Source organism: Methylocaldum sp. GT1BB (assembly GCF_051027545.1).
Classification (GTDB): Bacteria; Pseudomonadota; Gammaproteobacteria; order Methylococcales; family Methylococcaceae; genus Methylocaldum.
On the sequence record NZ_CP194902.1, the window covers coordinates 5,212,540 to 5,237,343 of the forward strand.

Below are 24,804 nucleotides of genomic sequence, written 5' to 3' on the forward strand. Positions count from 1 at the left end.
CCACCGCTCAATCCCTCGACTTGCGCCGCCCCTGTTCTTGGAGCTCCGCTACCAGGGCTGCCCTCTCCGGATTCTCGGGTTCCAATTCGGCGAGAGTCCGCGCGTAGGAGAGCGCTTTGTGCGGCTGCCCGTTGTCTCGGTAGATGCTCGCGAGCGCAAAAAGCAAATCCCGATCGAAAGGGTGTTGCCGGAGTGCGCTCTGAAGCATCGCAATGGCCTTTTGCGCCTGCCCGACGCCGTTCAGGGCTACGCCATAGACGTAGGCATAGCGGGCGTTGCCGCGGTCGAAGCTAACCGCCAGTTTCAACTCCGCCAAGGCTTCGGACATGCGCTTCTGGCGCACCCGCAGCAATCCGACCGCATGGTGCAGGGCGGCGCTTTCGGGACTGCGTCGCAACGCCTCCCGCAACACCGATTCCCCCTCCGTATCGCGGCCCAGCGCGCGATAAAGATCCGCCAGGTTGACCGATGCCGGCACGAAGCCCGGGTCCAGCTCCAGAGCGGTGCGCAAGGCCGCCTCGGCCCGATCGAACCGGCGCTGGGCCGCATGCACCTGCGCGAGATTGAGGTGCGCTTCAGGACGATCCGCATTGAGCCGCTGTGCCGCCATGTATTCGGCGATACCCCGAGTCAACGCAGTCCGCTGTTCGGACATCAGGTGTTCCGCCGGAACATCGGCCAGCACCCGTGCCGCCTCGATGCGCACAGCGCGGACCCGGTCCCGGAGTAAATCTGCCAGAAACCGGAAACGGGTTTGTGGTTCCGCGCCTTCCAACGCACCGGCCGCCGCCTCGCGAACCAGCGGGTCGTCGTCGCGCAACTGCCTGCCGATTACCGAGAGGGAGCGAGGATTCGGAACACGGTCCAGGCGAGCCAGCGCACTCGCCCTGGCGATCGCCGGCTGACTTTTATCCTCGGCGAGGCCGAGCAAGCGCTCGACCACGCCGGGCGCTCCCGTGGAACCGTCGTGCAGTATTTCGGCATATCGCTGATAGCCCTCGGGCGTATGCCCGTACCACTGCTCTACCCGCTTCGCCGCCCAAGCGGGCGAATGGTCTGCATGGCATCGGTTGCAGGCGTTCGGCGTTCCCAATTTGACGGACAGATCCGGCCGCGGCACGCGAAAGCCATGATCGTGTCGCGGATCGACGATCATGTAGGTCGTCGCCGGCATATGGCATTCGATGCAGTCCGCGCCGCGGGAATTCAGCGGATGAAAATGGTGCTTGGGGCTTTCGTACTTCCCAGCCTCATGGCACTGGAGACACACCTCGCCCTCGGGAGCACGCAACCCAAGGCTGTGCGGCTCGTGACAATCGCTACAGGTCACACCGTGCCGAAACATCTTGCTCTGCAGAAACGAGCCGTAGACATACACCTCGTCGCGCATCTGCCCATCCGGGTAATAAAGACCGTCCTCCAGCAGCGCCAACCGATGGGTGTCGCCCAGCGGACGACCATGACCATAGTCTTCGGAAATCGGACCACGCCGCGAATGGCAGCGAGCGCACATTTCGATTTCCCGCGTAGACCGACGCGGCGCCGAGCGCACGGCATTGCCGCTTTCCGGATTCGGCATCCATTGAACGGACTTGCGCTCGTTGAGCGCAATGACCAAACCCTTGCTCCCATCGCCGTGGTGCTGTCCGTCGCCTTCCTTCTTTGCCCACGCGACGTGATTCGAACCGGGGCCGTGACAGGCTTCGCAAGACACGTTGACTTCCGAGAACGTGGTCGAATAGTGCCGCGCCTTGAGCTCGTAATTCTTCTTCACGTTCGTCGAATGGCACTCCGCGCACATGTAGTTCCAGTTCTGGTTTAGGCCGGTCCAGTGCAGCGGATGGCTATGGGTCACGTTCTGATCCGGGTAGAGGTGAAACCAGCGCTGCCCGCCTTCCGCCTTGGGCCGGGTGTCCCAGGCGATCCCTAATGCCTGCAGGCGGCCGCCCGGCAGCGGAATCAGATATTGCTGCAGCGGCGTCGCGCCGAAGGTGTACCGGATTTCATAGTCGCAAAGCTGCCCGTCGGGTCCGTCGGTGCGAACCATGAAGCGGCCATCGCGGCGAAAAAAGATGGTAGTCGCCCCGGCATAGGTGAACGAGGCATTGTCGAAGTCGCCGGCAACCGTCTCTTCGCTGGCGGGACGCATGGCCAGCTCGTGATGAGAGCCCCGCCAGAGCCGATTCTCTTCCTGATGGCAATCCGCGCAGACCTGTTCCCCGACGTAAGTCGGCGCCGGCGCAACGGCCTTCTCCACGGTTTTCCTCGAGCGTTCCGGAACGGTTTGCTCGGGCCGTCCCTGCCAAAGCGCAATGCCGATCACCGCGACTGTGCCAGCGACGGCCAGCGCCCGCAGAAACATCGCGCGTCGCGGTTTCATTGGGGATATCAAAGATCCGTTCTTGACCGTTCGACCGGGGGACTGGGTTCGGTGGGATTGGCCATTCCGGCCTGATCGGTGTTTGTCGCTCCGTTTTCGCATTCCTTGCTCCACTATGATTGCCGTTCCTTAACGGTCAGTTAGACCGCCGCACCAATGATTTTAGAGCGGGGGGCGCTCCGCACAAGGCTTCCATGGACCGAGAGATAGACCCGAATACGATGTCGTAGCTAAACAATCCGTAGCCGACAAACGCGTCGGATTAGAACCGCAGCAAAGTTTGTACGTAAAAGTAATCCACGTCCTTTGGATCCGGCGCGTTCGGAGCATCTTTCGCAAATTCGCCTTTGATCAGGCGCGCCCAGCCGGATTCGAACGACACGTTGGAAAACGCATCCCAGCGCGCCGAGACTTCCACCAGATGGCCGATGAAATCGCCGGAGCGGCCGGTTCTATCCTGTAGTCTCGCCGGCGTCCATTGATCCTTGTCCGATGCGAGCCAGAACATCCGGTGGGACACGAACGCCGACAAATCGCTGCGCGGATTGACGAAAAGCCGGTAACCGGGCGAATTGATATTGCTGCGGGCGAAGGCGCCGAAAATCCCGGTGGGACCGAACTCGAACCTGCGCGCCCCGTATAGCGTGTCGAAACGCTGGTTCTTGCCGTCGTTGGGATTTTCATCGCCCGTGGCGTAGTCGTACTGGGCTAAGAACCGGGGCGACCAGGGCATATCGAAGGTATAGCCCAAGGAGGCGTGTTGATACCAGGCTTCATGGGACAGATCCCGCGTGTCGTTGCGGCCGATCGTCGCCCGAGATTCGCCGACCTGGGCGATGGTCTCCACCTGCATGTCCCATTGTCCTTTTCGCGGCGGCCTGATTAAGCGCACGCCGGGCGTGAACAAACGGCGGTTGGTGGTGGCGCCGTTGGGCCGGTCCTCTTCGTGCAAGTGGAATAAGTAGGCCTCACCGTTGATGCCCCAAATAAAGTCGGAGGCCTCGAAGAACAAGCCGGAGAAATAGGTACGGTATTCTTCCTCGTCGAATTCGTGTACCCCATCCAGCAGATCGGCCTGGCTGGCGGGTAGCCGGTTGACCGGCTGAGTGGCGAAAGCGCGCAGTTGCCATTTCCCCTCGCCATCCCTCAATCGGAACGTCACGCCGGTAAAGGCATTGATGGTATTGCGGAAAACGTTGCGGGCGACCAGACGGCGGCTGCCCAAATTCATGGTCTGCCGTCCCGCCTTGACTTCCATTCCGAGTCCCGAATCCAGCACGTCCTCGTCGGACCAGGCGCCGTAGATCTGTAAAAAGTCCGCTTCGTTGACATGGGTGTTATTGAGCGTCGAGCCTTCGTCGGCCCCGTATTCCCGTGCATCCAAAAATTCTGCGCCGATTCTGAAAGGCTCGAAATTCGCCTCCAGAAACACACAAGTTTGCATAGGAATCTGCTGGTCGCCGCCCGAGGCTCCGGCACGGAATTGTCCGTCCAGTACTTCATAGCGGGTGCGATGCTCTATGCTGAAGTTCAACCAGCCCGGCAAACCCAACATATCGTGCGCATTATGAGCGGGGCGCGCCGGCACCACACCGGCCAAATAATCGTTCATTTGGCTGCCGAAGCAACTGAACGGCGGACGACCGCCCGTCTTCGGCTTCTCCTCTTTTTGATCGACGGCAGCCTGACCTTGAAGGGATGCTGCGATCAGCACAACGCCGCATGCTATTTTTATGCTTCTCTTCACGAATGGCCCCAGCACAAAATTTGTTATGAAATTACAACATAAAGATGCAATACGACCAACATCGGAGCAGCGCCGAAATAACGTGTAAAATCGAATGCTTAGAAGCGGTCTTCAAACGTCACGAGCGACGTCAGGCCAAGGCGCGAAAGGGCGACCCGAAGCCACGGGACCCGCGGAGGGAACAGCCGTTAGGCTGGCCCGCAGGGCGAGCCCCAGGGATGGGGCGAGTCAAAACCGGAGTGTACCGAGGAGTACATGACCATTTCTCCAGGAGAGAAATGGGACGCGCGGTAGCGCGCCCGGTAGGGTGACAAATCGGCAGGATAGCCGATTTGCACGGCTCGGCCGCCCGTAGGGGCGAACCACAGGGATGTGGTGAGTGAAAAACAGGGATGTTTTTCATCAGCATTTTGAGCCCTTGAGCAACGCCGGCATGGCGGCGCGCAGTAGTTTGAAGACAGCTTCTTAGAGATGCGTCTCCACGCGAAACCAGCCGAACTCTTACAGTTTTCCTCGGCCAAAATAGTGTGGACATGCAACGCTTTCACCAACAGAACTACAATTTCCTGACACAGCCCATGTCCTCCAGCAATCGGGAAGGTAGCGCCTTCCAATTTCAGGACCAGCGCGTGCGCAATGCCATCGTGTACAATCTGCCTTTCAGCAACGTGGATGTCTCTTTAGCTCCCCAGACCATGCTTTCCTTTATCCGCCGCTTGAAGCAGAGCTATGAAAGTGTCTCGAAGCACGTCCCGCCGGACGATGAGGCACGCTTCCTCGAATTGCGAAGAAACTTGCAATCCATAAGCTTCGGCGAGGCGGTACTGGAAAAGGGAGAATTGAATCGGTCGAGGAAGGATCATCCGCTACAGATTGCCGTTTTAGGCCCCACGCAAGCGGGAAAAAGCTCGGTCATCAACTGGCTGCTCGAGAAGAAGCTTGCCGAAGTCAGTCCGCTCGCCGGTTTTACCGTTCATCCGCAGGGGTTTTGCATCAATCTCCCGCCCGACCGCGTGGAATGGATCGACGGCTATTTCCGGCAATACCAGCGCTGCCCTCGGGATGTGCTTCCGTCCGACCGCTACGACTGCTTCGCGCTACTGGAGACCGCAGCCGATGCGCGTCATGCCTTGAGCGGGTCCGTACTCTGGGATACGCCGGATTTCGATTCCGTCGATGCCGAAGAGTACCGGCAAGCCGTCCTGCGCGTGGCGGCCTTGGCCGACGTGGTCTTGCTAATATTGAGCAAGGACAAGTACGCCGACTTGTCGGTCTGGGAACTGATCGATCTATTGGAGCCGTTGTCTCAGCCGACCGTGATCTGCTTGAATAAAATCGAGAAAACGTCCTACCAGACTTTGGTCGGATCGCTCCAAGAGAAGTGGCGAAACGCCCGGCGGGACCCGCCTCCGCCCATCATTACCGTCCCTTATCTGGAAAACATTCAGGTCGACGACTTTGCCCTGCTGCACAGCGAGCGCACACAACTTCTCGGCGCCGTAGATCGGGCGATCCGGGAAGTCCGTCGCGAGCGGCACGCGAAGAATGCGAAGCATTTTGTCCAGGTTCATTGGCGCGACTGGCTGGCGCCGGTCAAGGCCGAGCACAGCCTCAAGACCGAATGGCACAGCTTGGTCGATGAGGCCGTCCGCGACAGCCTGAATCTTTACAAGCGGGATTATCTCAACCATCCCCACCATTACGAGACATTCCAGCGAGCGCTGGCAGAACTCCTGACGCTGCTGGAAATTCCAGGCCTCGCGGGCACGCTGCTCACGGCACGCAAGATCGTGACCTGGCCGGTGCGGCAGATCGTAAAACTCGGCCAGGCCGTCGGCGGCCGCCGCCAGCAGAGCATCAGCGGCGAGGCTGCGATCCTGCACCAAGCCGCCGAACACCTGTTCATACGCATCAGCGAAACCATTCTTCTGAAACGCGACGACGATCCGTCCCGGCAAGCCTGGTGGAAAGAGATGGCAGGACTGCTCAGAACCACGAGACCGGTCCTGACGAACCGCTACGAATTGGCTGTCGACCAATATATTCGGGCGTTTCAACCGGAGATCGAGAAAACCGCGCACAGTCTGTACGATCGCCTGCGGGAACATCCCGCAGTCTTGAATGGCCTCAGGGCCACCCGCGTCACCACCGACGCTGCAGCACTGGCCGTGGCCCTGCATACCGGCGGCATCGGCGTGCAGGATTTCATCATCGCACCGGCCATGCTCTCGCTGACGACCATGCTCGCCGAGAGCGCGCTGGGGCGTTACATGAGCAAAGCGGCGGCCGACCTCAAGCAGAAGCAGTTCAAAGCCGTGGAAGCATTATTCGACAGAACCGTTCATGCCTATTTGAACGGTCTACCGGGGCAGATGGACACCTCCCGTCAGTTCAACATTTCCCCCGAGGCCATCGAGTCGGCCGAAGCGCAACTGGTTTAAGCCATGCAAATACCCTTCGAACAACTGCTGACGACTGCAAAGGGCTGGGCGGAAAAAGCCCAAGCCGAAGGATGGCTCACGTCAGGGGACATCCACGCCCTAAACGAAGTGGACATCGGAACGCCGGCGGCCCTGTTCGAAGCCGGCGCACACCGCCCCTTGGTTGCGGCTTTTTTCGGCGGGACCGGCGTGGGCAAGAGCACCCTGCTGAACCGGCTTGCCGGCCAGGGTATCGCCCGAACCGGCGTCGAGCGCCCTACTTCTAGGGAGGTGTCCCTTTATCTCCACGATTCGGTGAAAATCCAACACCTCCCGAAGAACTTTCCCATCGACCGGGTGCGCACGGCCTATCACCACGACGACCGGCGCCGGCAAATCCTCTGGATCGACATGCCCGACATCGACAGCATCGAACAGAGCAACCGGGAACTCGTGCTGGACTGGCTGCCTCACATCGATGTTTTGATTTACGTGGTCAGCCCCGAGCGCTATCGCGACGATAAAGGCTGGCGCCTGCTGCAGGCCCACGGCGGCGAGCACGCCTGGCTGTTCGTCATGAACCAGTGGGACCACGGCCACCCCGCTCAGATCGAAGATTTCGCTAAACTGCTGACCAAGGCCGGTTTCAGGAATCCCATCTTGCTCCGAACCGACAGCCGCGAAATCGAAGGAGAGCGAAAACCCGACGATTTCGAGACTTTGCAGGCCATCCTCCAGGACATGGCCGACCGCCATGTCATCCATCAGTTGGAGATGCGGGCGGAAACCTTGCGCCTCGATGCGCTTCGGGACGCTTTGCACGATTGTCTCGAAAAACTCGGCAACCGCGACGGTTACGCCGGCCTGGAACCGAATTGGTCCGGGATCTGGCAGGAAATGCACGATGATTTGATGAAGGGCTTGGAATGGCCGATCCAAGAGGTCTCCCGCGCGTTCGTCACCCATGAAACCAGCTTGCTCCGCCGGCGCATCGATTTGACCAAATCTCCCGACGAGAAACCCCGATCCGAAAAAGCGCCGCCCGAATCGATCTTGTGGGATGACTGGGCGGAAAGTCGGTATCGGGACGCGCTGGATCATTTGATTGTCGAAGCCGGCGAACGGGGACTTGCCGTGGTCCCGCTCAAGACGCGGCTGGACCAGTTGGCGGGCGGAGTGGGCCGCACCGTTCTCTCGGAGGGGCAGCGGTCGCTGCGGCTGGCATTGGCCAATCCGGGAAACGCGCTGCAACGTTTCTTCCTGAAACTTTCCGGCTTCCTGACGGTTTTCCTACCGCTGATCGCGATCGGATGGGTTTCCTACCAAGTCGTCAAAGGCTATTACGAAAGCGCGCTTTACCACCTGGGCTATCTGGGAACCGATTTCGCGATACACAGCGTATTGCTCATCGCCCTGTCCTGGCTGCTGCCCTATTTTCTTTATCGAAAGCTGAAGCCCTCGGCCGAACGCACCGCGATCAAGGGACTGAGAGACGGCATCGGGCTGGCTTTGGATCTGAGCGGCGATAGGGTGACGGAACTGCTCCGGGAGATGGAGCAAGAACGTCAGGCCTTGATGGAAGAAGGCCGCCGGATCGCCAGCCTTTCATCGCCAACCCAAGCTCCCGAAGCCGTTCAGGGTTCGAAACTGCTGGAACGGGTTCTCCCGGCGTCCGTCCGAAAGCGCCAGAAGACCGTCGGCTAGAACGTTGTTCATCAAGGTTTAGCAGTGTGGATCGGGAAGGTTGTAGGTCGGCAATCCGTTGCCGACGACCCGTCATGTTTCCCGCCTCGTCATGTCGGGAAAGGATTCCCGACCTACTACAGCTAACTCGTAGGTCGACAGTCCTTTGCCGACGAAGTGCCCGAGTTCGCCCGGCTTACTCCATGGCATCGAAGTAACTTTTGTCCACCCCGCATTCGGGACATACCCAGTCGTCCGGAATGTCTTCCCAACGCGTGCCGGGCGCGATGCCGGAATCGGGATCGCCCAGTTCCTCGTCGTAAACATAACCGCAAGCGGAACAAATGAACTTTCGATATTGGGACATGGATAACGGCTCCATTAATTGATCTTCTTATTCGAGCAATCCTGCGGGCAGCCGACGTGTCCGGCCGCTCGCATTTTTTTCAAGAGTTAAGCGAGACGGCGATCAGCCGCCTCCGATACCGTCCAGGTATTTCTCGGCATCCAGCGCCGCCATGCATCCCGAACCGGCAGACGTGACCGCCTGGCGGTAAACGGGATCGGCTACATCGCCAGCGGCGAATACGCCCGGCACGCTGGTCGCCGTCGCATTGCCTTCGAGTCCGCTCTTCACGATGATGTAACCGTCGCGCATCTCCAATTGCCCGGCGAATATTTCGGTGTTAGGCGTATGGCCGATTGCGACGAAGACACCATCCAGCCTCAAATCCTTGGTCGAGCCGTCCTGTGCGCTCTTGATGCGCAACCCGGTGACGCCCGAGTCGTCGCCCAGCACTTCGTCCACCACATGATTCCATTCGATGGTCACGTTGCCGGATCGCGCACGTTCCAGCAATTTTTCCGAAAGAATCTTTTCCGATCTAAACTTATCGCGCCGATGCACGACGGTGACGTGGGATGCGATGTTGGCGAGATAAAGGGCCTCTTCCACCGCCGTATTTCCGCCGCCGATGACCGCCACGGGCTTGTTCCGATAGAAAAATCCGTCGCAGGTCGCACACGCCGATACGCCTCTGCCCTTGAACGCTTCCTCCGACGGCAGGCCCAGATAGCGGGCGGAAGCACCCGTGGCGATGATCAGGGCATCGCAAGTATATACGCCGGAATCGCCGCTCAGCCGGAACGGCCTGGACGACAGATCGGCCGTATGAATGTGATCGAAGATGATTTCGGTCTCGAAGCGTTCGGCGTGACGGCGCATGCGCTCCATGAGATCGGGCCCTAGCAGTCCCTCGGGGTCGCCGGGCCAATTGTCCACCTCCGTGGTCGTGGTCAATTGTCCGCCCATTTGGATACCGGTGACGAGGACCGGGTTCAGATTGGCGCGCGCCGCATATATGGCGGCGCTGTATCCAGCCGGACCGGATCCCAAGATCAACAACCGGCAATGTCTTTGTTCGGTCATGTGCTCCTCGGTTGGGTTATCGCAACAACAAAATACCAAGTATGACGATAAGTTTTTGGGGCGTAAACCCCGGCTCTTGATTAAATGACGCCGATTTTGAACAATACCCCGGTCATTTATTTATTTGATTTGGTGAGAATTTTGTCGCAGTTTTACAAAAAGCTCACGATCGGTCAGGATCTGGGCTCGGTACTGGTCAGAGGGCTGCGCGAAGCAGCCTTTTTGATTTACCTGGCTATTTCGTTGTTTTTCCTGATCTCCCTGATGACTTTCGACTCGAGTGATCCGGGCTGGTCGCATACCGGCACGGGCCATCCCATCGCCAACGGCGGCGGCGCGGTCGGGGCCTGGCTCGCGGATTTCTCCCTTTCCCTGTTCGGAATACCGGCTTTCCTGTTTCCTTTTTTGCTGTCCGGTTACGGCTACGCTATCTACAAAGGCCCCGCCTCGAAAGAACCCTCCGGCGCCGCGAACTACCTGTTTCGCTGGTTCGGTTTCGGGACCGCGATGGCGGCAGGCTCCGCTTTGGCCGATATTCACGTACTGCGTCTGCCGTTTCCTCTTCCCGTGACCAGCGGCGGCATCCTGGGCCAGGAAGCGGCCGGACTATTGACCGGCGCGTTCGGCACGACCGGCGCCACCATATTGCTCATCTCGTTTTTTCTGGCAGGCGTATCGCTTTATACCAGCCTTTCCTGGCTGGGCTTGCTGGACGCGGTGGGGAAAGGCGGCTTGATGGTCGCCAACGGCTTTTTCGCCGCGTTCCGAGCGCTTGCCGGAACATTCCGACCGGAACGGCAGCGCGAAGAAAGCGAGCCTCGGATCGACGCACCGAGAGATAAGGTCAAGCCCAAGCGAATCGAGCCCACGGTCAAACGCAAACCTCAGCCCCCGGAAGTCAAAGACACCAAAGAGCCCAAGGAACCCAGGGAACCGTTCCGGTTCCGAAAAGCTGCGAAGCCGGTTAGCACGCCTTTGCCGAACGAGGGCGAACTGCCTCCGCTCGATTTGCTCAACAATGTCGCTCCGAAGGTCAGGGGCTACTCCGACGCGGCGCTGGAGGAAATGTCCCAACTGGTGGAGACGATCCTCGCGGATTTCGGCGTGGAGGTCCAGGTCACCGAGGTCCATCCCGGCCCCGTCATCACGCGATTCGAAATCCAGCCGGCGGCCGGCGTCAAGGTGAGCCGGATCAGCGGACTGGCGAAAGACCTGGCGCGGGCCTTGTCCGTCACCAGCGTCCGGGTGGTGGAAATCATTCCCGGCAAATCCGTGATCGGCCTCGAAATCCCCAACGAGGAGCGCGAAACCGTACTGCTCCATTCGGTGCTTTCGTCCGAACCTTACCAGCACTCCGGCTCGCCCCTGACCCTGGTTCTCGGAAAGGACATCAGCGGCCAGCCGGTGGTGGCGAATCTGGCCCGCATGCCTCACCTTCTGGTGGCCGGCACCACCGGCTCCGGCAAATCGGTCGCCGTCAACGTCATGATCCTCAGCATGCTGTTCAAGGCACGGCCGGACGAGATCCGCCTGATCATGATCGATCCCAAGATGCTGGAACTCTCGGTGTACGAGGGCATTCCCCATCTATTGACGCCGGTGGTGACCGACATGAAGGAAGCCGCCAACGCCCTGCGCTGGTGCGTGGCGGAAATGGAGCGGCGATACAAGCTGATGTCCATGCTCGGCGTCCGCAATCTCGCGGGGTTCAATCAAAAGGTCACCGAGGCCATCGAATCCGGTCAACCGATTCGCGATCCCATGTGGTCCGCCGACCAAGCCTTGGAGGGCGAAGAGCCCCCTACCCTAACGCCCCTGCCCTATGTCGTCATCGTCATCGACGAACTGGCGGACATGATGATGATCGTGGGCAAGAAGGTCGAGGAACTGATCGCCCGCCTGGCGCAGAAGGCGCGCGCCGCCGGACTGCATCTGATTCTGGCCACCCAGCGGCCTTCCGTGGACGTCCTCACCGGCCTGATCAAGGCCAACATCCCGACCCGTATCGCCTTCCAGGTGTCGTCGCGCATCGATTCGCGCACCATCATCGACCAGGGCGGCGCCGAGGCCTTGCTCGGCAACGGCGACATGCTCTACCTGCCTCCCGGCACCGGACTGCCGATGCGGGCGCACGGCGCCTTCGTGTCCGACCAGGAAGTGCATAATGTCGTCGAGTTCCTGAAACGGACCGGGCGCGCCAATTACATCGACGAGATTACCCGCTTCTCCGAGGATGGCGGCGATTTTTCCGGTGCAAAGTCCCCCGGCGGCGGAGACGGAGAAGAGCTGGATGCGCTGTACGACGAAGCCGTGCGCTTCGTCACCGAATCGCGCAAGGCGTCCATCTCCAGCGTCCAGCGCCGGTTCAAGGTGGGCTACAACCGCGCGGCCCGGATGATCGAGGACATGGAGAAGGCCGGCGTCGTAGGTCCCGCCGAAACCAACGGAAGCCGCGAGGTTTTGGCTCCGCCGCCGCCCGACGTCTGAGCACCTCGCCGAAGCCAGAGTTCCGATGCATGTATCAGATGTAGGGTGGGTTAGGCGCGCGCAGCCATCAACCATGCCGTCGCTGCTGGATTCTCTGCGCGCCGTAACCCACCGGGCAAGGCCGCGGAACCGGTGGGTTTCGGCGCGCGGAAACACCAAAGGAACTTTCCAGAGTCGGTGCGATGCGCGCCTAACCCACCATCGATGGGTTTCGCTTCGCTCTACCCATCCTACGATACTTACGTTTTGTTATTGAACTACCTCTGGGTCGGCTTTTTCATGGCGGCCTTCGTTTCCGGACTGGCCCGGTGGCTATGGTTGGGCGATGCCGAGATTTTCGCCCGGCTGATGCAAGCGGTGTTCGACAGCGCCAAGGCGGCTTTCGAAATTTCCTTGGGATTGACCGGCGCCTTGGCGTTTTGGCTGGGAATTCTCCGGGTCGGCGAGCGCGGCGGCTTTCTCAGGCTGCTTACCCGTGGGCTGACGCCTTTGCTCCGCCGCCTGATGCCGCAGGTTCCGCCGGATCATCCGGCCATGGGGGCGGTAGTGATGAATCTCTCGGCGAACGTGCTGGGCCTCGACAACGCCGCCACGCCGCTGGGCATCAAGGCCATGCAGGAGCTGCAAAGCCTGAACCCAAAGCCGGACACCGCCAGCGACGCCCAGATCCTGTTCTTCGTGATCAATGCGTCGTCCATTACCTTGTTTCCGGTGTCGATTCTGGTGTTCAGGGCGCAGATGGGCGCGGCTCATCCGGCGGATGTCGTGGTTCCCATCCTGATGGCGACCTTCTGCTCCACGTTCGTGGGCTTCGCGAGCGTCGCCCTGCGGCAGCACATCGGTCTTCGCGATCCGGTCGTCCTGGCTTATTTCGGCGGATTCGCTCTGGCGGTAGCCGGCCTGGCGCTCTATTTCGGCGGCCTGGCTCAGGACGAGATGCAGCGGAACTCGGCGGCTTTCAGCAATTTGCTGCTGTTCTCGCTGATAGCCATGTTCCTGGCCGGCGCGGTTCGCCAGCGGATCAACGCTTACGAAGCCTTCGTCGAAGGCGCCAAGGAAGGGTTTCACACGGCGATCGCCATCCTGCCCTATCTGGTGGCGATGCTGGTAGCCATCGGCGTATTGCGGGCGAGCGGGCTCCTGGAAGCGATCATGTCCGGAATACGTTTTCTTTGCGATGCCGTCCAGATCGACGCGCGCTTCGTCGACGCCCTGCCGACCGCGCTGATCAAGCCGTTCAGCGGCAGCGGGGCGCGCGCGATGATGCTGGACAGCATGCGCGCCTACGGCGTCGATTCCTTTTCGGCACGACTCGCCACCATCATTCAGGGCAGCACCGAGACGACTTTTTACGTGCTGGCGGTGTATTTCGGAGCGGTCGGTGTCAAAAACGTGAGATATGCAGTAGGCTGCGGGCTTCTGGCGGATATGGCCGGGGTGCTTGCGGCCATTGCGGTTACCTATCGATTTTTTGGTTAAGAACAATGCGCGTTAATTTGAAAGCCTTGGGCTGCCGCCTCAACGAGGCGGAACTCGAAACCTGGGCGCGGCAGCTCCAGCGTGAGGGGCATCGCATCGTCGACGACTCCGAGGAAGCCGATCTCGTCGTGCTCAATTCCTGTGCGGTCACCCAGGAGGCCGTGCGCAAATCCCGGCATCTGATACGCCGCGCGGCGCGGGAAAATCCAAAAGCGAAGCTGGTCCTGAGCGGATGCTACGCCACGCTGAACCGGGAGGAAGCGGAAGGCCTGGGCGTCGATCTGGTGATCGCCAACGAGAACAAGGCGAACCTGATCGATATCGCCAAGGACGAGCTCGACCTGCCGGTCATGCCGGCGTTTTCGACCGATCCCGGCGAATCGGCCTTATTCCGGCTCGGCCGGCAACGCGCTTTTGTCAAGGTTCAGGACGGCTGCCGTTACCGCTGCACGTTCTGCATCGTCACCGTCGCGCGCGGCGAGGAGCGGAGCCGGAGCATAGACGACATCGTCGCCGAGATCGACGACCTGCACGCCCAAGGCGTCCAGGAGGCGGTGCTCACCGGCGTTCATCTAGGAGGATACGGCAGCGACCTCGGCTACGGGCTCGATCGGCTAATTCGCGCCGTACTCGAACGCACCGACATCCCGCGCCTGCGCCTGGGCTCCCTGGAACCCTGGGATTTGCCGGATTCCTTCAGCGAACTTTTCGAGAATCCGAGATTCATGCCGCACCTGCATCTGCCGCTGCAAAGCGGGGCCGATTCGGTACTGAAACGCATGGCCCGTCGCTGCAAAACGGCCGATTTCGCCCGGCTGGTAGGCCGATTGCGGAAGGACGTTCCGGACATCAATATCACCACCGACGTGATCGTCGGGTTTCCCGGCGAAACCGAAGCGGAATGGCAAGAGAGCCTCGCGTTTATCGAGTCGATCGAGTTCGGCCACATCCATATCTTCGCCTACTCGCCCCGCTCCGGCACCAAGGCCGCCGAAATGCCGGGCCATGTCCCGGCCGAGCTCAAGAAGGCCCGAAGCCGCGCGCTGCACGAGCTTTCGGAAAGGCTGAAGCGGGCAAACTTCGAGCGATTCCTGGGGCGCGAATTTCCGGTTCTCTGGGAAACCGAGAAAGCGGCGTCGGACGACGTCCCCGAGGTTTTCGGTTATACGCCGAATTATCTGCGCGTGGCGGCCCGAGCCGAAGCAGAACAATCCTTGGCGAACCGCATCACCAGTGCCCGACTGAGGGCTGTCGCCGATTCGGGCGATTATCTCTTGGCCGAACCGGCATCCGGCCGATCCCTGATCTGTCCTTCCAAGAAATAAAGCGTGGCGCCGATCACCGCCGCCGGCGGGATCAGCACGTTCAGCACCGGTATGGTCAGACCCAGCGTGACCAGGCCGCCGAAGCTGAATACACCGAACGGCAGTTTCTTCGCGATGCGGCGCTGCTCGTCGAACCTGTAGCCATGGACCTCGAGCGGATAGGCCATGTATTCGAGCGCCAGGAACCAGGCGCTGAACGCCAGCCAAAGGAACGGTGCGATGAGGTTGAGGCCCGGAATCAGAAAAAGGACGAGCAACGGAACGGCGCGGGTCAGAAAATATAGCAACCGCTTCGCCTCCGACAACGAATCACTCACCAGCGCTTTACCCAAGGAGGCTTCCGACACCAGCGCCGGCTGCCCTTTCAGCAAGACGACCGTCTTTTCCGCCAAACGTCCGTAGAACGGCGCCCCGATCAGATTGGCCAGCATCGTGAACGTGAAATACACGATGAGCAGAAAACTCAGTCCGAACAGAGGCCACAGCAGCCAGCGCAGAAAATCCAGCCAGGCCGGCACCAGCCAGTCTATGAAAGCCGAAAAATAATAAATCCCGCCGACCAGGGCGATTCCGTAGAGCACCAGGTTGATCAGCAGCGGAATTCCTACCAGGTGGCGCAGACCGGGCGTCGAGAGCAAGCGTAATCCGCGCAGGAGACAGGCGGCGGAAAGATGCAGGTTATTGAGTTTCTCGGTGTTTACTGGGTAATTCATGAATGGGTTAAATCCGGATTAGGAACAGCTCATTTCTGACTGTCGATTTCAGGGAGTTCTCCACAGGCTCGACCGCGTAGTCTTGTTTTCCGCTTTGATACGAGACTTTTTCCGAGGAGACGAGTCCATGCCATTATCCTACGGCTCTGAAGGCCGCTTGGCCATAAGGCACGCGACTGACGATTCAAGACGAACTTACCGCTGGCGCCCAAGCTCCAAGCTTGGGAACCAGTCCGCCACCGTTCTGTCTCCTGGTCGAGATTTCGCGTTCACGAGGACCGCAGTAAAGGTCAAACCTGAGCGAATTATTGCGATTTACGGTCCGGTCACGTGGCAAAGTTGTCGTCACCAACAGCGCGAATGAGGGAGTGACATCGATGACCAAACGAATTATCCACGACGTAACGATCGAATGCATACAGGGGAACATCGCCGATCAGCCCGACATGGAGGCTATCGTCAACGCGGCCAATGCCGCGCTGCGCACGGGTGGGGGCGTAGCCGGCGCGATCCACCGGGCCGCAGGGCCCGGACTCGAAGAGGAATGCCGGCAGTTCGCCCCGATTCGTCCCGGTCAGGCGGTCATCACCGGCGCTCATAACCTGCCCAACCGTTACGTGATCCATTGCCTTGGGCCGGTCTACGGGGTTGACGAACCCGCTGGCGAACTGCTCGCCGCCTGCTACCGCAACGCGCTTCACCTGGCCGAGCAGAACAACATCCGGTCCGTCGCCTTCCCGGCTCTCTCAGCCGGCGCGTTCGGCTATCCGATGGAAGCGGCGGCACATATTGCCTTTAGGACTATTTTCGACGAAGCAACGAAGCTCTCGTCGGTCGAACACATACGCTTCGTCCTGTTCCACGCGAAAGACCTGCAGTTGCACGCCAGAATCCTCGAGACCGTTTCGGAACACGAGTCCAAAACGTGATCTCAAGTCGACACCTTTTATGGGTGATTTAGCGTCGAGATGAAAGGTGAACGAGAATGACGAATATCGACAGCCTATTTGCACCCGGCGACGCCTTGATCGTGGTCGATGTGCAGAACGATTTTTGTGCGGGCGGGGCGTTGCCTGTCGAAAACGGCGATGCGGTGGTGCCTGTACTCAACCGTTGGATTGAGGCCGCCACTAAAGCAAACGTTCCGGTCTACGCCTCGCGTGACTGGCACCCCGTAGGGCATGTCAGCTTCCAAGAAAGCGGCGGCCCGTGGCCGCCTCACTGCATCCAGGACAGCGAGGGCGCCCGCTTTCATCCGGAGCTGAGACTGCCCGATTCGGCCATCGTCGTGACCAAGGGCGTGCGCTTCGACCAGGATCAAAATTCCGCCTTCGACCAGACCGGACTTGCCCGACATTTGCGCAAAGCAGGCATCAGGCGCCTCTGGATAGGCGGTCTCGCGGAGGATGTCTGCGTGCTGGCCACGGTGCTGGACGCACGCACGGAGGGCTTCGAGGTCATGGTGATCCGGGATGCCACCCGTCCGGTCACGCCTCAAGGCGGAGAGAAAGCCCGACGGGAAATGCAGGATGCGGGCGCCGGCGTTGCCTCCTGACTCGCGGTTGCAGCACAGGACTGCCCGCTTCGCGACTACTGTGAAGTTATATTGTTCCACAGAAACAATTCATTTCGTGGACAAGCCTGACACAACCCACTAAATTGTCAACCAAACGTAAACAAAAGCGAAGCGACAATTGATCTGTCCGATGCCTTACCACACCTCTCCAACTCCGCCATAGCGTCGCCTGCCCTGTCCTACTCGGCAGGACATCCGCCCTTCCTACCCAGCTTTTTCGAATTTGCCGTCAGATGCCCTGAATGACGGACGCCGGCTATTTTGCTGTCGAGAACCACGCTTGGGCGGAACCTGATCAAGTCTGTCTCGGTTTATTAACCAGGCTTATAAATTAGGCCGGGTTAATCCGGGGCAGGGTTTCCTTAGCGCGGCGACAAGCTGCGTAAGCTCGGCCTAAGCGTGTTACCGGCCTGGGCTGCGGCCCGAAATACCGGGAGGGTATTTACGGGCCTGATTGATAAAGAAAGCCCGGACGCAAGAAGCAGCCAGGCGTCGGATATCGGACGAACTGCACCGTTGGCGGGACGATCAACGGAAAGATCTTCAATTTCGCCGTTGCCGTTAGTCGGCATTCTTCAGATCGTTGAGTTCGTCGCGATAACTATCTTCGTTGTTTTTATTTGATTGGAGCGTCAAATGCTAATGTCCGTTCGACAAGACTGGTTTTCCAATATTCGCAGCGATCTGCTATCGGGTACCGTGGTGGCGTTGGCGCTGATTCCAGAAGCGATCGCGTTCTCGATCATCGCGGGGGTCGACCCCAAGGTCGGCCTGTACGCGTCGTTTTGCATCGCCGTCGTTACCGCCTTCGCGGGCGGCCGTCCAGGCATGATCTCCGCAGCCACCGGCGCCATGGCGCTGCTCATGATTACGCTGGTCAAAGAGCATGGGCTGGAATACCTCTTCGCCGCCACTATTCTGACCGGCATTCTGCAAATCATTGCCGGTTATCTCAGACTGGGCGACCTCATGCGGTTCGTGTCGCGGTCGGTGGTGACGGGGTTCGTCAACGCCTTGGCCATTCTCATCTTCATGGCGCAACTACCCGAACTCACCGGCGTGAGCTGGCATGTCTATGCGATGACCGCCGGCGGTTTGGCCATCATTTATCTGTTTCCGTCCCTGACTAGAGCCGTTCCGTCGCCGCTCGTTTGCATCGTGGTTCTGACCGCAATCGCCATAGGGTTTGACCTGGATATCCGTACCGTGGGCGACATGGGGCAACTGCCCGACAGTCTGCCGGTGTTCCTGTGGCCCGATCTGCCGCTGAATGTCGAAACCCTTGGAATCGTTTTCCCCTATGCCATCACCATGGCCATCGTCGGGCTATTGGAGTCGATGATGACGGCCACCATCGTCGACGATCTCACCGATTCGCCCAGCGACAAGAATCGGGAGTGCAAGGGCCAGGGCATCGCCAATATCGCGGCGGGCCTGTTCGGCGGCATGGCGGGCTGCGCGATGATCGGCCAGTCTGTGATCAATGTGAAGTCCGGCGGGCGGACGCGACTATCTACCCTGACGGCAGGCGTTTTCCTGTTGATCATGGTCGTATTCTTAGGGCCCTGGGTATCGCGCATCCCGATGGCGGCGCTCGTTGCCGTGATGATCATGGTTTCCATCGGAACCTTCAGTTGGGACTCCATTCGCAATCTGAGCAAATACCCCTTGAGCACCAATATCGTCATGATCACGACCGTCGCGGTGGTGGTCGCGACCCATAATCTCGCTCTCGGCGTTTTCGTCGGCGTATTGCTGGCCTCATTGTTTTTTGCGAACAAGGTCGGTCAGTTTCTCGAAGTCCGTTCGAAGTCCAGCGATGACGGTTCGATACGGACTTATCTCGTGGTCGGCCAAGTGTTTTTCACCTCCGCCGGCAAGTTCACCGCAGCCTTCGATTTCAAGGAGGATATTGATAAAGTCGTGATCGATTTGACTCGCGCCCACTTCTGGGACATCACGTCGGTGAGCGCGCTGGATAAAGTCGTCATCAAGTTCCGGCGCGAGGGCATCGAGGTCGAGATCGTCGGTTTGAACGAAGCCAGCGCGACCATCGTGGATCGGTTCGCGGTGCACGATAAACCGGAAGCCGTGGAAAAATTGATGGCTCACTGAGGAAAGGTTTCAGTATGACTAAGGTAATGGCATGTATCGATGGGTCCAGGGCGGCTACGGCGGTCTGCGACTATGCGGCCTGGGCCAGTCGGCGCCTTCGGGCTCGGCTGACTTTCATTCATGTGCTGGACAAGTCGCAGTACCCGGTGGACGGCAATCTGAGCGGCAATATCGGGTTGGGCAGCCGCGAATCCTTATTGGAAGAACTGACGGCTCTGGATGAAAAACGCGGGAAACTCGCACGCGAACAGGGCCGGTTGATGCTGGCGGCGGCAAAAGAGCGTGCGGTGGCCGACGGCGTCGAGTCGCCATCCTGCGTTCAACGCCACGGCAGCCTGGTGGATACGCTTCTGGAACTCGAGGAGGATATACGCTTATTGGTGATGGGCAAGCAGGGCGAAAGCACCAACGGCACCAATCGTCATATCGGCAGCCACCTGGAAACGGTGATCAGAACGATGCACAGACCCATTCTGGTAACGCCCCATCAATTCCGGGAGCCCGAACGGGTCATGTTCGCTTTCGACGGCAGCGCGACCACGCGCAAAGGCATAGAGATGGTTGCCAACAGCCCGCTATTCAGAGGGCTTTCCTGTCACATTCTGATGGCCGGCAAAGACGGTGCCGGTCTGCGTGAGCACCTCGACTGGGCCAGAGCCACATTGGCGCGGGCCGGCTTGGACGTGACGGCCGAAATCCGCGAGGGCGACGTCATCAACGTTTCCGAGCGGTACCGGCAAGAGCATGGCATCGACCTGTTGATCATGGGCGCCTACGGCCACTCCAGGATACGCGAGTTCCTGGTGGGCAGCACGACGACGAGCATGCTCACCAATGCCTCGCTTCCCGTGCTGGTGCTGCGATAACGAAAAATCGAAAAGGTAAGCGATGGAACCGGCAGGAAGAAAAATAAGGCTATTTTTTCTTAGTTTTTTTCTCGTTCGCAAACTCCTGTTTGGGAACCCGCACGAAGAAGCTTCCGCTTCTCGGGCGACCCGGGGCAGACCTTTCCGGCCTGCCTGCTTGCCCTGCCGGTTCGCGATCGATGGGTTTCGCTATCGCTCTACCCATCCTACTGCCCTAAGGCGCTACGTCGGAACTCTTGAACAACGACGGATTCATGCCGTACCGGCTGAGCAAGCGGTAGAACTCGGTCCGGTTGCGCTTGGCCAGCTTGGCGGCTTGAGTTACGTTGCCGTTGGTCATCTGCAACAGCCGGATCAGATAGTTTCGCTCGAACTGTTCCCTGGCTTCCTGCAGGGACAGGAACGACGCCGGTTCGTCCCGCAACGCCCGTTGCACCAGCGTCACCGGGATGAGTGGCGTCGAGGACAGCGCGACGCACTGCTCCACGACGTTACGGAGTTGCCGCACGTTTCCGGGCCATTCGAAATTCACGAAACATTCCATGGCCTCCGGCGAAAATCCCTTGACCCGATTGCCGTAGGTTTCCGCGAGATCCCTCAGGAAATGCATCGCCAACAAAGGAATATCCTCGGGCCGCTTGGATAGGGGCGGAAGCATCAAGGTGACGACATTGAGCCGGTAATAAAGGTCTTCGCGGAAGTTCCCTTCCGCCATGGCCTTATCCAAATCCGCGTGAGTTGCGGAAATGATGCGCACGTCGACCGGCTCGTCATCGGTGGCGCCCACCGGGCGCACCTTCATCTCCTGGAGCGCGCGCAACAGCTTGGCCTGAAAAGACTTGGGCATGTCGCCGATTTCGTCCAGAAACAGAGTGCCGCCGTCCGCGGCACGGAAGAGCCCTTTGTGATCGCGGGTGGCGCCTGTGAACGCGCCCCTGCGATGCCCGAAAAGTTCGGATTCGAAGAGATTTTCCGGAATCGCGCTGCAATTGACCGCCACGAACGGCCCGTCCGCCCGCGTACTGGCCTCGTGAATCGCGCGCGCGAGCAACTCCTTGCCAGTGCCGCTCTCGCCGCCGATAAATATGCTCGCCTTGCTCTGTGCGACGCGATTGGCCTGGCTCAGCAACTCCTCCATGAGAGGGCTCTGTGTGACGATGTGTTGTCTCCAAGCGTCCTGATCCACCGTGACGCCGCTGGTCAGTCCGATCCGCATGGCCTGGTTGACCAGCTTGACCAGTTCGTTCTTGTCCACAGGTTTGGACACGAAGCCGAACACGCCCCGCTTGGTCGCGCTGACGGCATCGCTGATCGTGCCGTGGGCCGTCATGATGATGAAGGGCAGCGTCGGATATTGCTCATGGAGAAAGTCGAACAACGCCAGGCCGTCCATGCCCTCCATACGCAGATCCGTCACGACGACATGGGGGCGAAACACGGAGACCCTCGAAATGGCCGCCGGTCCGCTGTTCACGGTTTCCAGTTCAAATCCCGCTGAGGTGAGACGCAGGGCCACCAGGCGCAACAGATCCGGATCATCGTCCACCAATAGGACACGTTTACGTGCAGTGTTCATAGGATTATTGTCCGCTGTCTGGCTCGTCTAAACGCTGCTCGATAGCTTTGAGCGCATCCAGCTTCTCTTGAAGCTCTTTCAGCTCGCTCTCTTGCGTTTTCAGCCGCCGGTGCACTTTCTTTTCTTTCGATACGGTGTGAGAGACCTGACGCTCCGAGTGTTTTCGCCGCTCGATTTCGTTGTCGAGACGGCTCAAAATTTCTTTCTGATAAATCAACAAGGCTTTAAGCCGTTCGTCCTGAAGTTCGGCCAAAGAGGCGTCCACGATCACGGAGGCATTCCTGATGTCGCCACAGGCCTCGGTCGCCGCCTGGGCAAAGAAAAAATGCAGACGTACGCCTAAGCTGCGATCGGCCTGGTAACGCTGCAACAGTTGCTGACATTCGGATAGCCGCTCGGCCGGAGGCAGGCGGGCAATCTCGGCGGCAAAACTGAGGAGATCCTCGAACGCATAGCTGGCGTATTTCTGCTCGGACGCTTTGGGTGCAGTATCAGCACTCTCCTTGCTTCTGAATCCTGCGCAACCCGTGATAGCAAACAGCACGATCAGAGCTGTAGCGCGGGAGGGGAATTTCATGTATCGCTTAATCTAGCCGTAAAGGTATTTGCACCCGAATACGGGCGCCTTTTTTGTTCGGGCGGGGCTCCAAGGCTTCGACCTTGCCATGATGACCGGAAACGCATTCGCTGACAATAGCCAATCCCATGCCCGTCCCCGCGATGCCGTCCTCTCGGGCAGCTTTTCCCTGAAAGAACGGCTCGAAAACGTGTTTACGCTCGTCGGGCTCTATGCCCGGGCCGTCATCTTCTACTTCCAACTCCATATGGCCGCCGTTTTGGCGGAGCGTCACGCAGATCTCGCCGCCGACGGGCGAGTATTTAACTGCATTTGACAGCAGGTTATCAACAACGGTACGCAATTGATCCGGGTTGCCGTCGAGTTCGACCGGCCGCAACTGCTCGGTCAGCTCGATGGATTTGGTGCGCAAGCGAATCTGGTAATCGTCGATCAATTCTGAGACGAGCCTCGCCATATTGACCGTTTCCCGAAGCATGGCTCCCGGACGAGCGTTGACTTGGCTGTAATTGATCAACTCGGCGATCAAGGTATCCAGCTTTTGCGTATTGCTGACCACGATCTGCGCGATCTCTCTTTGCTCGGTATTGAGTTCCCCGACCACTTCGTCCGCCAACAGTTCGGTGCCTTCGTGGATGGTCGCCAACGGAGTCTTGATCTCGTGGGACACATGGCGGATGAATTGCTGTTTCGCCTCCTCGAGACCTCGCAGCCGGCTGCGCAGCCAATCCAGCCGTTCGCCCAGGTATTCCAAATCCTTGGGTCCGGTCACCTGGATCGGCCGAATGAAATCGCCGGCCCCGAGCTTGCGTATCGCATGGTCCATCTGGCGCACCGAGCGGATGATGAAAAACGTAACAAACGAAATTAAGACCACCGAAATAGGCAGCAGAACCGACGACTCCTGCAACATCCGGCGCTGAACCGCGGAGGACCTGCTCTCCAGATTGTCGACCTCGGAATCCACGATCCCCGAGAAACCGCGAGCGAGTTCCTTGGCCTTCAGATTGAGCGTCGAAAACATTTCATCTGTCTTTTCCATGCGCGCCTTTCTAGGCCGGTCACGCTGCTCGCGCGTCGCGCCGGAACGGCGGGTGTCGACTTTTTCGGGCTTTGCCGTCGGCTCGATCGCCATGTTCGAAACATGCTGAAAGATGCCTCCCTCTTCTACCGAAAACCGCTGGAGCTGGGCGACCAACGCCGGCTCTTCGGTCAAGCTCAACAAATTGCTGATTACCTCGCCGAGGTCACGGTGAACCGTTTCGAGAGCGACGCGGCTCTCCGCGTCTTCTAAAATCAAGTACCGCTTGGCCTTGCGCTCGAAATCGGTGAGCCTCTCGCGCAACAACTCCTTTTTTTGGCTGATTTGAGCCACCCGATAAGCCGTTTTTTGAGAGGAAACCGCCAATTCCTTGACCGCCGTGACAGCGAACACCAAGGCGAGCACCAAGGGCAGTATCGCCATCGTAAAACCGACAAGAATCAGCTTCCTGAGCGATATCCTTCGCAGAATATTAAAGAAGATCAGCATGGAGTCTTAGCTGGAATTCCGATTGTAGTCGAGTGCGTTTCTTAAGGTTTCCGCCAGGATCGGGGCCAAAAACACGACATTCGTGGAGTGAAGAATACTGTCGCTGCTGCCGATCTCGGAAACACCGCTACGTCGCAGCTTATCGACGGCATTCTCGACGAATAACGGGTGCGTCACCAGCACATCGACGTTCTCGGCCCCCAGTGCGCGCAGCTTGGCAACGGCTTCGGTCAAGGTCGTGCCGGTGCTGGCCACGTCGTCAACCAGGACTACGCTTCGCCCCCTCACCTGAAAATCAGTCGTCTCGACCGACACTGCCCTGTCACCGAAACGTTGCTTGAAAGCGACGACAAAAGGAAGCCCGCAGCCTTTCGCGATGGCGCTTACCCATTGTTCCGATTCGGCATCCGGCCCCACCAGCAACGGCTTGTCTGACCGGTTCGCGAGATAACGCGCGAACAGCGGAGCCGCCGGTACGACAATCGGATTTCTCGCCGGAACCGCCTCTTCGAGCCGGCTGATACGGTGCAAATGAGGATCGACGGTCACGACATCATCAAACAAGCCGGCAAGAAACTCCCCGATTATTTTTTGACTGACGATCTCACCCGGTTGAAAGGCACAATCCTGCCGCATATAACATAAATAGGGCGCTATCAAAGACAGTCTGTTGACGCCTTGGTTCCGCAGAGCGCGAGCGACCAGGAGCAGCTCGACCAATTTGTCGTTGGGATCCTGGAGACTGCGAAATACGACGACATGCTCGTCCTTTATCTCCGGCAAGGTCACCTTGCTTTCCCCGTCCGGAAAACGGTGGATGCCGACCTCGCCGTATCGGGCATCCAGAGCCTCCACCACTGCCATGGCCTGAACGCGAGAATCGGAGAATCCTAAAATCAT

The 24,804-nt window shown here is 59.3% G+C and carries 18 protein-coding genes; 9 read left to right on the forward strand and 9 right to left on the reverse strand.

Features of this window, described 5'->3' with window-relative positions; genetic code table 11:
• Nucleotides 1-7 precede the first annotated feature (7 nt).
• Together ACR2TX_RS24370 and ACR2TX_RS24375 are read right to left on the reverse strand one after the other, a co-directional pair.
• Entirely contained in the window at nucleotides 8-2,380 is a 2,373-nt protein-coding gene (locus ACR2TX_RS24370) for a tetratricopeptide repeat protein (protein ID WP_434130887.1), read from the reverse strand.
• Nucleotides 2,381-2,642: 262 nt separating this feature from the next.
• The gene (locus ACR2TX_RS24375; protein WP_434130889.1) at nucleotides 2,643-4,094 is read right to left on the reverse strand and encodes an alginate export family protein; all 1,452 of its coding nucleotides are present in this window, start codon (nucleotides 4,092-4,094) and stop codon (nucleotides 2,643-2,645) included.
• Between the two features lie 566 nt (nucleotides 4,095-4,660).
• Between ACR2TX_RS24375 and ACR2TX_RS24380 the strand changes: the two genes are divergently transcribed.
• The gene (locus tag ACR2TX_RS24380; RefSeq protein WP_434130891.1) at nucleotides 4,661-6,568 is read left to right on the forward strand and encodes a GTPase; all 1,908 of its coding nucleotides are present in this window, start codon (nucleotides 4,661-4,663) and stop codon (nucleotides 6,566-6,568) included.
• A gap of 3 nt (nucleotides 6,569-6,571) precedes the next feature.
• Nucleotides 6,572-8,251, forward strand: a complete 1,680-nt coding sequence (locus ACR2TX_RS24385) for a GTPase (RefSeq protein ID WP_086133122.1) — start codon at nucleotides 6,572-6,574, stop codon at nucleotides 8,249-8,251.
• Between the two features lie 175 nt (nucleotides 8,252-8,426).
• Here ACR2TX_RS24385 and ACR2TX_RS24390 read toward each other — a convergent pair whose 3' ends face one another.
• Together ACR2TX_RS24390 and trxB are read right to left on the reverse strand one after the other, a co-directional pair.
• The gene (locus ACR2TX_RS24390) at nucleotides 8,427-8,597 is read right to left on the reverse strand and encodes a rubredoxin (RefSeq protein WP_077729473.1); all 171 of its coding nucleotides are present in this window, start codon (nucleotides 8,595-8,597) and stop codon (nucleotides 8,427-8,429) included.
• Between the two features lie 102 nt (nucleotides 8,598-8,699).
• Nucleotides 8,700-9,659, reverse strand: coding sequence for a thioredoxin-disulfide reductase (gene trxB / locus ACR2TX_RS24395; RefSeq protein ID WP_434130893.1), 960 nt, complete (start codon nucleotides 9,657-9,659; stop codon nucleotides 8,700-8,702).
• 84 nt (nucleotides 9,660-9,743) lie between these two features.
• Between trxB and ACR2TX_RS24400 the strand changes: the two genes are divergently transcribed.
• From ACR2TX_RS24400 to mtaB, 3 genes are all read left to right on the forward strand, one after another.
• Nucleotides 9,744-12,146, forward strand: coding sequence for a DNA translocase FtsK (locus ACR2TX_RS24400; RefSeq protein ID WP_086133121.1), 2,403 nt, complete (start codon nucleotides 9,744-9,746; stop codon nucleotides 12,144-12,146).
• 204 nt (nucleotides 12,147-12,350) lie between these two features.
• The gene (locus tag ACR2TX_RS24405; protein WP_434130896.1) at nucleotides 12,351-13,625 is read left to right on the forward strand and encodes a nucleoside recognition domain-containing protein; all 1,275 of its coding nucleotides are present in this window, start codon (nucleotides 12,351-12,353) and stop codon (nucleotides 13,623-13,625) included.
• A 5-nt stretch (nucleotides 13,626-13,630) separates the two neighbouring features.
• On the forward strand, nucleotides 13,631-14,950 hold the full coding sequence (mtaB, locus tag ACR2TX_RS24410) for a tRNA (N(6)-L-threonylcarbamoyladenosine(37)-C(2))-methylthiotransferase MtaB (protein WP_434130898.1): 1,320 nt from the start codon (nucleotides 13,631-13,633) through the stop codon (nucleotides 14,948-14,950).
• Here the strand turns inward: mtaB and cysZ are convergent.
• Nucleotides 14,893-15,663 (reverse strand): sulfate transporter CysZ, encoded by a 771-nt coding sequence (cysZ, locus tag ACR2TX_RS24415; protein ID WP_086133118.1) that lies wholly within the window; start codon nucleotides 15,661-15,663, stop codon nucleotides 14,893-14,895. The genes mtaB and cysZ overlap by 58 nt on opposite strands.
• Nucleotides 15,664-16,040: 377 nt before the next feature.
• On the opposite strand from cysZ, the gene ACR2TX_RS24420 reads away from it, so the two are divergent.
• From ACR2TX_RS24420 to ACR2TX_RS24435, 4 genes are all read left to right on the forward strand, one after another.
• The gene (locus ACR2TX_RS24420; protein ID WP_086133117.1) at nucleotides 16,041-16,592 is read left to right on the forward strand and encodes a macro domain-containing protein; all 552 of its coding nucleotides are present in this window, start codon (nucleotides 16,041-16,043) and stop codon (nucleotides 16,590-16,592) included.
• A 56-nt stretch (nucleotides 16,593-16,648) separates the two neighbouring features.
• Complete coding sequence (locus ACR2TX_RS24425) at nucleotides 16,649-17,218, forward strand: nicotinamidase (protein ID WP_434130901.1); 570 nt, start codon at nucleotides 16,649-16,651, stop codon at nucleotides 17,216-17,218.
• Between the two features lie 657 nt (nucleotides 17,219-17,875).
• Nucleotides 17,876-19,354, forward strand: a complete 1,479-nt coding sequence (locus ACR2TX_RS24430) for a SulP family inorganic anion transporter (protein WP_156880651.1) — start codon at nucleotides 17,876-17,878, stop codon at nucleotides 19,352-19,354.
• 14 nt (nucleotides 19,355-19,368) lie between these two features.
• Nucleotides 19,369-20,220 carry a universal stress protein gene (locus tag ACR2TX_RS24435; protein ID WP_077729323.1) on the forward strand — a complete coding sequence of 284 codons (852 nt, stop codon included), beginning with the start codon at nucleotides 19,369-19,371 and terminating at the stop codon, nucleotides 20,218-20,220.
• A gap of 214 nt (nucleotides 20,221-20,434) precedes the next feature.
• Here the strand turns inward: ACR2TX_RS24435 and ACR2TX_RS24440 are convergent, their stop codons facing one another.
• Genes ACR2TX_RS24440 through ACR2TX_RS24455 form a run of 4 tightly spaced genes read right to left on the reverse strand, consistent with a single transcriptional unit; the run spans nucleotide 20,435 to nucleotide 24,804 of the window.
• The gene (locus ACR2TX_RS24440) at nucleotides 20,435-21,796 is read right to left on the reverse strand and encodes a sigma 54-interacting transcriptional regulator (RefSeq protein ID WP_077729322.1); all 1,362 of its coding nucleotides are present in this window, start codon (nucleotides 21,794-21,796) and stop codon (nucleotides 20,435-20,437) included.
• 4 nt (nucleotides 21,797-21,800) lie between these two features.
• Nucleotides 21,801-22,373: a hypothetical protein gene (locus ACR2TX_RS24445; protein ID WP_077729321.1), complete on the reverse strand. Its 573-nt coding sequence runs from the start codon at nucleotides 22,371-22,373 to the stop codon at nucleotides 21,801-21,803.
• Nucleotides 22,374-22,380: 7 nt separating this feature from the next.
• A complete protein-coding gene (locus ACR2TX_RS24450) occupies nucleotides 22,381-23,904 on the reverse strand; it encodes an ATP-binding protein (RefSeq protein ID WP_086133114.1) in 1,524 nt (507 codons plus the stop codon).
• A 6-nt stretch (nucleotides 23,905-23,910) separates the two neighbouring features.
• Nucleotides 23,911-24,804 (reverse strand): ribose-phosphate diphosphokinase, encoded by an 894-nt coding sequence (locus tag ACR2TX_RS24455; RefSeq protein WP_077729317.1) that lies wholly within the window; start codon nucleotides 24,802-24,804, stop codon nucleotides 23,911-23,913.